The organism is Kitasatospora sp. NPDC004240 (genome assembly GCF_053603215.1).
The window spans coordinates 1-10,036 of sequence record NZ_JBSGFD010000257.1 but is presented as its reverse complement, the minus strand read 5'-3'; the positions used below and the strand labels follow the sequence as shown (position 1 = coordinate 10,036).

The window sequence follows — 10,036 nt, the reverse complement described above, 5'->3', positions numbered from 1 at the left end:
GTCCAGGGTGAGGACCACCGAGGCGAACAGGCCGAGGGCGCCGGTCACCAGCAGCAGGACGGCGAGGCCCGGCCGCCGCCCGGCGGAGGTTCTTCGGTGACGCTACGGCTGCTTGCGCCAGACGCTGGGGTCGACCGGCTCCGCGCCGTCCCCGCCCGGGCGCGCGGCCGGCGGTCGCGCGCCGCCCGCGGACGGCGCGGGCGCCTCCTCGTGCGAGCCCAGCACCTCGCTCACGGTCGGCACCACCGTGCCCGGCGCGCCCTGCTCGGGCGCCGCCTCGTACCCGGCCGGCGGCTGCTGCGGCGGCACGCCCTGCGGGTACGCCGCACCGGGAGCGCCGGGAGCACCGGGAGCACCGGGCACGCCGTACTGGCCGCCGTACGGGTCACCGGCCCCGAACGGGCCGCCCTGCGGGGGCACCCCGCCGGGCGCGAACGGCGCCCCGCCCGGCGGGAAGGGCGCCGGCCCCGGGTCGTACGCCACCGGGGCCTGCGGGCGCACCGCGGCCAGCACCGCCGGCACGACCAGCGCGCCGACCGCCGCCCAGACCAGGTTGGCCAGCAGCAGGCTGCCGAAGGTCATCCCCGCGTCGGCCATCTCGGAGCTCATCCCCCCGCCCCGGCCGCGGTAGCCCGGCATCTCGGCCTTCGCCGAGCTGCCGGCCAGCGCCATCAGCAGGGTCAGCCCGCCCGCGTACACGACCGCCAGCCGCAGCCGGTCGGCGACGTCCAGCCGCCGCCTGTGGGCCGACCAGCCGAGGAACAGCACCGCGACGATCACCAGCAGGCCGGCCCAGCGCCACTCGCCCGCGAGGTCCTTGAGGTCGAAGAAGGAGTAGTCGAAGAAGGTCTCGTCCTCGCGGTAGCCGGTGTCGGGGCCGCGCGCCTCGACGGTGGCGCCGGAGGCGAAGCCGAGCAGCATCAGGCCGAGGTTGGGCAGGACGGCCAGCGAGACGCCGGTCGCCCAGCCCTCGTCCTGGGCCGCCACGATGATGAACGCCGTGACCGCCGAGAGGCCGACCGCCAGCGCGATCGCCCGGCCCGCCGTCAGCGAGGCCACCGCCCAGCCGCGCACCGTCCGGTTGCGCCAGGCGGCCCAGCGCAGCGCGTCGGTGCCGTACACCAGGAGCGCGACCACGAAGGCCAGCAGCAGTGTCCAGCCGAGCGCCTCGACCCAGCCGGAGTCGGCGGTGACGCCGTAGCCGGAGCTGTCTCCGTCGCCGTACGGGTAGCCGCTGCCGTACCGGCCCCGGCGCCGCTCCGGGTGCCAGGTGGTCCCGCCGACCAGGCCGAGCACCAGGGTCACCGCCCCCGCGGCCACCGCGATGCGGGCCGCCTCGGCGGCGGCCCGGGCCCAGGTCAGCTGCGGGGCCCCGGCGGCCTGCTTGCGGCGCAGACCGATCCGCAGGCCCAGCCAGAGGGCGAGCAGCCACAGCGCGGTGACCGTCATCGGCACCACCCGCGCCACGTACTCCAGGTTGCCCTCGAGCCGGGTGTCGGCGCCGAAGCCGTAGGACGCCTTGAACGGCGCGCCGAGCGCGGCCAGCGCGGCCGCGAGCATGGCGCCGTAGCGGGTGCCGAACTCCGGCCCGTCGTCAGGGTTCGAGCTGGAGCCCATGCCCAGGTCGTAGCCGCCCGGGATGGCCGCGATCAGCGCGGCGATCAGCAGCACCGCCGTCGGCGCGAGCACCGCGATCAGCGCCGGACGCCAGTCGCCGGTCAGCCAGCGCACCACGGCCGGCTGGGCCGCGGCCGGCCGGTACGGCGTGCCGCCGCCCCAGGTGCCGACGGCGGGCGCGGCGACGGTCGGCGGGTACGCCGGTCCGGCCGGGGCCCCCGTCGGCGGGACCGGCGGGGCGGCCGGGGGCTGCGCCGGGAATCCGGGCGCGGTCGTGGGCGGCGGGGGCGCGGCCAGCGGTCTGCCGCACGAGGCGCAGTACGCCGCGCCCTCCGCCGAAGCCGCGCCGCACGCAGTGCACATGGCCATCTACCGCGTTCCCCCCGTCAGAGCGAGCCCTGGTCCCCCCAGGGAGCCCGTTTATCCCATCGGTTACGCACAGCTGTCAACTGACGTGGACGCAGTGACCGCCGGTGCGGTTGCCGGCCGCGGATCAGCCGTCGGACCGCCGCTTCGGCACCTCCGGGACGGCCAGCAGCGGCAACCGCAGCTCACCGAAGGCGCCCTCGGGCACGGCCGGGTGCTCCGGGGCGACCGCAACCACCCGGCGGTAGTCCTCACCCGGGGCCGGACGCCCGTCCGTCCCGCCCTTGTTGGGCCACATCGACATCGCCCGCTCGGCCTGTGCGGTGATCGTCAGCGAGGGGTTGACGCCCAGGTTGGCCGAGATCGCCGAGCCGTCCACGACGCTGATCCCCGGGTGCCCGTACAGCCGGTGGTACGGGTCGACGACACCGGTCTCCGGGGAGTCGCCGATCGGGCAGCCGCCGAGGAAGTGGGCGGTCATCGGGATGTCGAAGATCTCGCCGACGGTGCTGCCGGGGAACCCGTTGATCTCGGCCGCGAGCGCCTGGGCGCCCTTCTCGGCGGCCGGGATCCAGGTCGGGTTGGGCGCGCCGTGGCCCTGGCGGGAGGTCAGTCTGCCCTTGCCGGGGCCGCTCTTCTTCAGCGAGACGGTGATGGAGTTGTCCAGCGACTGCATCACCAGGCCGATGATCGTCTTCTCCGACCAGCGGTGCTGGTTCATCGAGCGGGCGAAGGTCACCGGGTGCAGCGCCGCCGACCCCAGGAACCGCAGCCAGCGCGGGGCCCGGCCGCCGCCCTTGACCTGCATGATCGACAGCGCGCCCATGGCGTTGGAGCCCTTGCCGTAGCGCACCGGCTCGATGTGGGTGTTCTCGTCCGGGTGGATCGAGGAGGTGATCGCGACGCCCTTGGTGAAGTCGACGCGGGTGCCGTAGCGCCGGTCGGTGGTCTGCGCGCCCACCAGCGCCTCGGAGTTGGTCCGGGTCAGCTCGCCGAGCCGGCCGGAGATCCGGGGCAGGTGGCCGCCGTCGCGCATCCGGTGCAGCAGGTTCTGGGTGCCGTACGTGCCGGCCGCGATCACCACCCGGGCGGCGGTGATGGTCCGCGCCCCGGCCTTGACCGGGTCGGTGGTGGAGCGGGAGTCGGTGCGCCGGACGTCCACCGCGAAGCCCTCGCCGCGCTCGCGGATCCGGGCCACCGTGGTCAGCGGGTGGATCTCGGCGCCGCCGCGCTCGGCCAGGTGGAGGTAGTTCTCGGTGAGCATGTTCTTGGCGCCGTGCCGGCAGCCGGTCATGCACTCGCCGCACTCGGTGCAGGCCCTGCGGCTCGGGCCGGCCCCGCCGAAGTACGGGTCCGGGTGCTCCTCCCCGGGGGCCGCCTTGGCGCCCTCGGCGTCCTCACCGTCGCCGAAGAATACCCCGACCGGCGCCATGTGGAAGGTGTCGCCCACCCCCATCTGCTCGGCGGCGGCCTTCAGGTGGACGTCGGAGGGGGTGACGGTCGGGTTGAGCCGCACCCCGAGCATCCGCCGCGCCTGGTCGTAGAACGGCGCCAGCTCCTCCTGCCAGTCCGTGATGTGCTGCCACTGGCGGTCCTCGAAGAACGCCTTCGGCGGCACGTACAGGGTGTTGGCGTAGTTGAGCGAGCCGCCGCCGACCCCGGCGCCGGCCAGGATCAGCACGTTGGCCAGCAGGTGGATGCGCTGGATGCCGTACAGGCCGAACTGCGGCGCCCACAGGTAGTTCGCCAGATCCCAGGAGTTCCTGGGCAGTTCGTCCCGTCCGAAGCGCCGGCCGGCCTCCAGCACGGCGACCCGGTAGCCCTTCTCGGTCAGCCGCAGCGCGGCGACCGAGCCGCCGAAGCCGGAGCCGACCACGACCACGTCGTAGTCGAACCCGTCGCCGTCACCCGCGCCGCCGTCGCCCGGCCGACGCGTAGGGGAAGACCCCGCCATGTGCCACTGCTCCTTCGGAAGAGCCTCGGTGGTTGGTTACTTGAGCCGCAGGGCCTTGAGCACCCGCAGCCCGCCCGTCATCAGCGCGGCGTACCGCTCGTCGTCCAGGCCCAGCGAGGGCGCGATCGGCAGCATCCGCTGGCCGGCCACGGTCTGCGCCTCGGTGAAGCGCAGGATGCCCTCGGCGCCGTGCCGCCGGCCCAGCCCCGACTCGCCCATGCCGCCCATCGGCGCGGCCACCGAGCCGTACGCCGCCGCGTAGGCCTCGTTGAGGTTCACCGTGCCGGTGCGCAGCCGGGCCGCGACCTCCCGCCCGCGCCGGGCGTCCCGGGTCCAGACGCTGGAGTTCAGGCCGTACGGGGTGGCGTTGGCGGCGGCGACCGCCTCGTCCTCGGTGTCGAAGCGGTAGACGGAGACCACCGGGCCGAAGGTCTCCTCCGCGCAGACCGCCATCTCCGGGGTGACCCCGTCCAGCACGGTCGGCTCGAAGAAGTACGGGCCGAGGTCCGGCCGGGCCCGCCCGCCGGCCAGCACGGTGGCGCCGGCCGCGACCGCCTCCTCGACGTGCCGGGTGACGGTGTCCAGCTGCCGGACGGAGACCAGCGAGCCCATGTCCGCGCCGTACGCGAGGCCGCCGCCCAGCCGCAGGGCCCGGGTGCGCTCGGCGAACCGGGCCAGGAAGTCGTCGGCCACCGAGCGGTGCACCATCAGCCGCTCGATCGAGATGCACAGCTGCCCGGCCGAGGAGAAGCAGGCCCGGACGGCGCCGGCCACGGCCTTGTCCAGGTCGGCGTCGGCGAGCACCAGCATGGCGTTCTTGCCGCCGAGCTCCAGGGAGGCGCCGACCAGCCGGGCCGCGGCGCGCTGGGCGATCTCGCGGCCGGTGCGGGTGGAGCCGGTGAAGGAGACGTAGTCGGCCCGCTCGACCACCTCGGGGCCGATCACCGGGCCGTCGCCGATCACGATCTGCCACAGGTCGGCCGGCAGCCCGGCCTCCACCAGCAGCTCACGGGCCCACAGCGCGGTCAGCGCGGTCTGCGTGTCGGGCTTGTTGACCACGGCATTGCCGGCCACGAAGGCGGGCAGCGCGTCGCCCACCGACAGCTCCAGCGGGTAGTTCCACGGCGAGATGTGGCCGATCACGCCCTTGGGGCGGCGGGACTCCACGGTGTGGGTGAGCACCGGCAGGGCGCCGCCGCGGCGGCGGTCGCGCAGGTAGGAGCGGGCGGCGCGGCCGTAGTGCCGGGCGGCCATGGCGACCGCCATCACCTCCTCGAAGGCGTGCAGCCGGGCCTTGCCGGTCTCCGCCTGGATGAGGTCGAGCACCTCGTCCTGCCGCTTGAGCAGCAGGTCGTGGAAGCGCAGCAGGACGGCGGCGCGACGGGCGACCGGCAGCGCGGCCCAGGCCGGCTGGGCGCGGCGGGCGAGCTGGAAGGCCACCTCGACGTCGGCCGGGGCGGACTGCGGCAGCGCCGCCAGCTTCTCCCCGGTCAGCGGGGCGACGGTGTGCACCAGTTCCGGTTCGCCGGTGGCGGTGATCCCCGCGGCGAGCCGGGCGACCAGGGACGGCGGCACGGCCGAGGCGATCGTGCGGGCCCCGCCGGGGGCGGCCGGGTTCCGGGCCCCGACGCCGACGGCTGCGGTCGCGGTCGTGGGGGGCTGGATGTCTGCCGTGAGGTCCGTCATACGGCGCAGCCTAGGCGGTCGGCGGCCGGTTCGGTACCCGTCGGTAACAAGAATTGCCGGGCGCCGACGCACCGTTCACCGGGCCGTGCGCCCCCGTAGAGCGCTCGGCCCCGCGGTCGACCGGGCGGCTCAGCGGGTCGGCGTGAAGTGGTTGAACACCGTGGTGAAGCGCTGCACGCCCTCCGTCCAGTCGTTGCTGTTCTTCTCCTTCTCCGGCCCCGACAGGTAGATGGCGTAGCTGGTGCCGTCCTCGTCGATGAACTCCGCCTCGATGGCGTGCCGCCGGCCGCCCTCCTTGGCCGCGTAGCTGAACTCCCAGATCGCCGCGTCGTGGCCGTTCGCCTTCATCCCGGTCATCTTGTGCTGCCGGTAGTCCTTCAGCTTGGAGACGGTGGTCTCCATCTGCTGGAGGTGCTCCAGCGGCGGGACCGACTGGCCCACGGTGACGGCGAACTGCAGGTAGTGCACCTTGTTGTCGGGGCTGTAGAAGATCTGGTTCGCGTTGTCCGTGCTGCGCTGCCAGGCCGGCGTGGCGATCGGCAGCGGGAAGCGGAAGCCCGCCGGATCGTCCACCCAGCGGTAGCCGTCCGGTATCGGGCCGCCCTCCCCGGCGCTCGCGGAGGCCACCGGGCTCACCGAGGCGGCCGGCCCGGGCGTCGGCGTCGCCGTGCCCCGGTGGGTGACCAGGTAGGTGGCCCCGGCGGCCACCACCGCCACGGCCACCGCGACCGCGACGATCTGCAGCAGATTGCGGCGCCTGCGCGGGCCGCGCGCGGGCGCGACGGTGTGCGCGACCGGCGCACCCGGCGCGGTCGGCGTGGTCACCGCACCGGACGGCCCCTCCGCCGGGACGGCCGGCGCGGTGGCCCCGGCGGCCTGAGCGTCCGGCTGCGCGGCCGTCACCGCCTCCGACCCGGCGGGCTCCTCGTCCTCCGGCTCGGTGCGGTCCACCACGGGCACCGTCTGGGTGGGCGTGCGCGCGGGGGCGACCGACTTGAGGCCCATGGTGTGCCCGTCCGTCACCTCGGAGAGCATCCGGGCCGCCTCGTCGGCGGTCGGCCGCTCGTCCGGGTCCTTGGCCATCAGCGCGGCCAGCACCGGCCCCAGCGGCCCGGCCCGGCGCGGTTCCGGCAGCGGGTCGCCGACCACCGCGGCCAACGTGGTCAGCGGCGAGGTCCGGCGGAACGGCGACTCGCCCTCCACCGCCGCGTACAGCGTCGCCCCGAGGCCCCACAGGTCCGAGGCCGGCCCGGGACGCTCGCCCTGGGCCCGCTCGGGCGCCAGGTAGTCCGGCGAGCCGACCAGGTCGCCGGGCCGGGTCAGCTCGGTCGAGCCCTCGTACGTGGCGATGCCGAAGTCCAGCAGCACCACCCGCCCGGTGCCGCGCTCCAGCAGCACGTTGGCCGGCTTCACGTCCCGGTGCAGCACGCCCAGCTGGTGACCGCGGTGCAGGGCGGCCAGCACCTGGCTGCCGACCTCGGCGGCGGCGCGCGGCTGCAGCGTCCCGTCCTGGCTGATGACGTCGGCCAGCGAACGGCCGTCGACCAGCTCCATGACGATCCAGGGGCGGCCGTCCTGCTCCAGCACGTCGTGGACGGTGATCACGCCGGGGTGCTTGATCCTGGCGGCCGCGCTCGCCTCGCGCTTCATCCGCGCGTGCAGGATCTGCGCCTCGTCCTCGGGGAGGTGGTTGACGGTCAGTTCCTTGACCGCGACCTCGCGGTCGAGCATCCGGTCACGCGCCCGCCAGACGGTCCCCATGCCGCCTCGGCCCAGCCGCTCGCCGAGCTCGTACCGTCCGGCGAGCAGCCGCTCCGCCTCGGCCGACTCCGGCCGGTCCTGCACGCCCATCAGTGACCGCTCCCCCTCATCCGCCTGCCGTCACCGCTTCGGAGGGCCCGGTGCAGACCACTGTTCGAACAAATCCCACGCACACATTAAGCGCCCCGCCCCCACCCCGGTAATCTCCCCCGGTCCGTGGGTCGGCCGCACGCCCGCGCCGGGCTCCGTCAGCCTGCGAACAGCACCACGGCCGCGACCCCGAGCACCAACAGCACGAACACCCCCGCCACCAGCAGCGGACCGAGCAGCGCCGGGGGGATCCGCGGCGGCCGGACCGGCCCCTGCGCCGACCCCTGGGCCGGCCCCTCGGCCACCGGCCGGTCCCGGAACTCCGGCGCGCCCCGCCGCCCGCCCTGACGCCGCACCAGCGGCCCCCGGGGGCGCGGCACCGGGAGCGCGGCGTCCCGTTCCGGCGCCTCCGGCTCCGGCGCGCCCTCCAGCAGCGCCGCCAGCTCCCGCTGGACGGCCTCCGCCCCGGGCCGCAGCGCCGGGTCCGGCTGCAGCAGCCGCTCCGCCAGCGGCGCCAGCGGCCCGCACGCCTCCGCCGGCTGCCGCCGCCCGTCCCGCACCGCCGTCACCAGCAGCGGCACGTCCCGTTCCGGGTACGGCGCACGGCCGGTGACCAACCGTTGCAGCAGCACCCCGAGCGCCCAGCAGTCCCCCGAGGGGCCGCCGTCCAGCGGCCAGCGCTCCGCCACCGGGCCGACCAGCGCCGCCCGCACCTCGTACCGGCGCCGGCCGCCCGGGCCGCCGAGGTCCTGCGACAGCGTCTCCTCGGCCACGCCCGACAGCAGACCGCCGAGCAGCGCGGCGCCGTCCTCGCAGACCAGCACCGACTCCGCGGTGAGGTTGCCGTGCGCCAGTCCGGCCCCGTGCAGCGCCCGCAGCGCACCGGCCAGGTCGGCCGCCACCTCCGCCACCCGGTACGGCGGCACCGGGCCGTCCGCGAGCAGTTCGGCGAGCGGGACACCGGCCGGCCGTTCCTCGACCGTCCAGAGCACCTCGCCGTCGACGAACGCGCCGACGCCCTGCAGCAGTCGGGGGTGCCGGGGCGCGCCCGCGCCGACCTCCGCGACCCGCCGCACCAGCCGGTCGCCCTGTGCGGGCACCGGGTCGTCGAGTTCCGGGACGAGCGCCGTCGGACCGTCCGTCAGCAGGCCGGGCAGCTCAACGCCGCGCAGCAGGACGCTCTCGCCGCTCCGCTCGTCCACGGCGAGAGCCCGCAGCGGCTCCGGACGCTCCGTCACCCGGTAACGCCCCGCCAGCACCAGCCCCGGGCCCGCTCGCATGCCTGTTCCTCCCCGTTCCACGCCAAGGGTACGTGGCGGCACGGTTAGGCTCGGTCCATGGACTGGACCGAACTCATCGACGCCGCCTTCGACGTGGCCGGCAACGGCAACAACGCCACCAAGGCCGAAGCGCTCCGGAGCGTCGAGGCGACCGTCAGCCCGGACGAGCAGCCGATCGCCTCCACCGCCGGGCGTCACCCCGATCACTTCCGCAAGGGCGTGCTGGTGCTCACCACCCACCGGCTGCTCTTCCTCAAGGACGGGAAGCCGCCGGTGCCGGTTCCGCTCTCGGCGGTCACCGACGCGACCACCACGAAGAGCCGGATCAACGGCGAGGTGCTGCTGGTCGTCGCGCTCACCGGCTCGCACCGCTTCGAGGACGTGGTCAAGGCCGAGGTGTTCGCCGAACAGCTGCGCGCCGCCGCCCGGCTGGCCCGCGAGAAGGACCGGGCCGCCCTGTCCGCGGCGCCGGCGGCCCCGGCCGCCGCGACCGCCCCGGGCGGCGACCTGCTCGACCAGCTGGAGCGGCTGGCCGCCCTGCACACCGCGGGGGCGCTCACCGACGAGGAGTTCACCCGGGCCAAGCAGCGGCTGATCGGCTGACCCCCCGCCCGGGATCGGCCGTCCCGGCCCCACCCGAGGTCGGTCCCGGCCCCGCCCGTCCCGACCCCGGACGGGGCCGGGACGGGCGGTCACGGCGCGGGCTTGAAGCTGTCGAACGCGGTCTGCCGGGCCTCGGCGCTCGACGCCGAGCCCCACTCCGCGTCCGGCATCGTCCAGTAGATCGCGTAGCCGTACTTGCCGCCGCCGGTGACGAAACCCCGGTTGAGCGAGTGCATCCGGGTGCCGCTGCCGAAGGTCCACTCCCAGTCGGCGGCGTTGGTCCACTCCCGGTAGACCACCGACTGCAGGGCGACCCGCTGGTAGTTGGTGACCTGGGCGCGCAGGCCCGGCTCGGACTCCTGCCAGTCGGCCACCGCGCTCGGCCCCGGCTTGGTGGTCCACTCGACCACCAGGGTGCTGCCGTTGCCCTTGTAGGTGCGGCGGATGTCGGACGAGCCCGCCGGCTGGAGCCAGTCCGGCAGCACGATCGAGAAGCCCGAGGAGTCCTTGACCTCGTGGTACCCGGCCCGCACCGCCGGCGGGGCGGGGTGGGTCGGCCCGGTGGCGGGCGGCACCGCGGGCACGGTGGGCATGGAGGCGGTGTCGGTCGGGCCTTCGCCCGGGCCGGGGGTGGCCGCGCCGGTGCCCGTGGGCGCCGGGGCGCCGGTGGCCGGCGCGG

General features: G+C 75.7%; 6 protein-coding genes and 1 pseudogene. 1 reads left to right on the top strand and 6 read right to left on the bottom strand.

Annotation, left to right across the window (positions count from 1 at the left end; genetic code table 11):
- Positions 1 to 102: 102 nt before the first annotated feature.
- From ACWEQL_RS37965 to ACWEQL_RS37945, 5 genes are all read right to left on the bottom strand, one after another.
- Positions 103 to 1,986 (bottom strand): hypothetical protein, encoded by a 1,884-nt coding sequence (locus tag ACWEQL_RS37965; protein WP_452155410.1) that lies wholly within the window; start codon positions 1,984 to 1,986, stop codon positions 103 to 105.
- A gap of 124 nt (positions 1,987 to 2,110) precedes the next feature.
- Positions 2,111 to 3,937, bottom strand: coding sequence for a GMC oxidoreductase (locus ACWEQL_RS37960; protein WP_452155408.1), 1,827 nt, complete (start codon positions 3,935 to 3,937; stop codon positions 2,111 to 2,113).
- A 36-nt stretch (positions 3,938 to 3,973) separates the two neighbouring features.
- A complete protein-coding gene (locus tag ACWEQL_RS37955) occupies positions 3,974 to 5,623 on the bottom strand; it encodes a succinic semialdehyde dehydrogenase (RefSeq protein ID WP_452155406.1) in 1,650 nt (549 codons plus the stop codon).
- Between the two features lie 129 nt (positions 5,624 to 5,752).
- Positions 5,753 to 7,474, bottom strand: coding sequence for a serine/threonine-protein kinase (locus ACWEQL_RS37950; protein ID WP_452155404.1), 1,722 nt, complete (start codon positions 7,472 to 7,474; stop codon positions 5,753 to 5,755).
- A 158-nt stretch (positions 7,475 to 7,632) separates the two neighbouring features.
- On the bottom strand, positions 7,633 to 8,754 hold the full coding sequence (locus ACWEQL_RS37945; RefSeq protein WP_452155402.1) for a protein kinase: 1,122 nt from the start codon (positions 8,752 to 8,754) through the stop codon (positions 7,633 to 7,635).
- Between the two features lie 57 nt (positions 8,755 to 8,811).
- On the opposite strand from ACWEQL_RS37945, the gene ACWEQL_RS37940 reads away from it, so the two are divergent.
- The gene (locus ACWEQL_RS37940; RefSeq protein WP_452155400.1) at positions 8,812 to 9,357 is read left to right on the top strand and encodes an SHOCT domain-containing protein; all 546 of its coding nucleotides are present in this window, start codon (positions 8,812 to 8,814) and stop codon (positions 9,355 to 9,357) included.
- 89 nt (positions 9,358 to 9,446) lie between these two features.
- Here ACWEQL_RS37940 and ACWEQL_RS37935 read toward each other — a convergent pair.
- Positions 9,447 to 10,036: pseudogene (locus ACWEQL_RS37935) on the bottom strand (hypothetical protein); the annotation flags it as partial.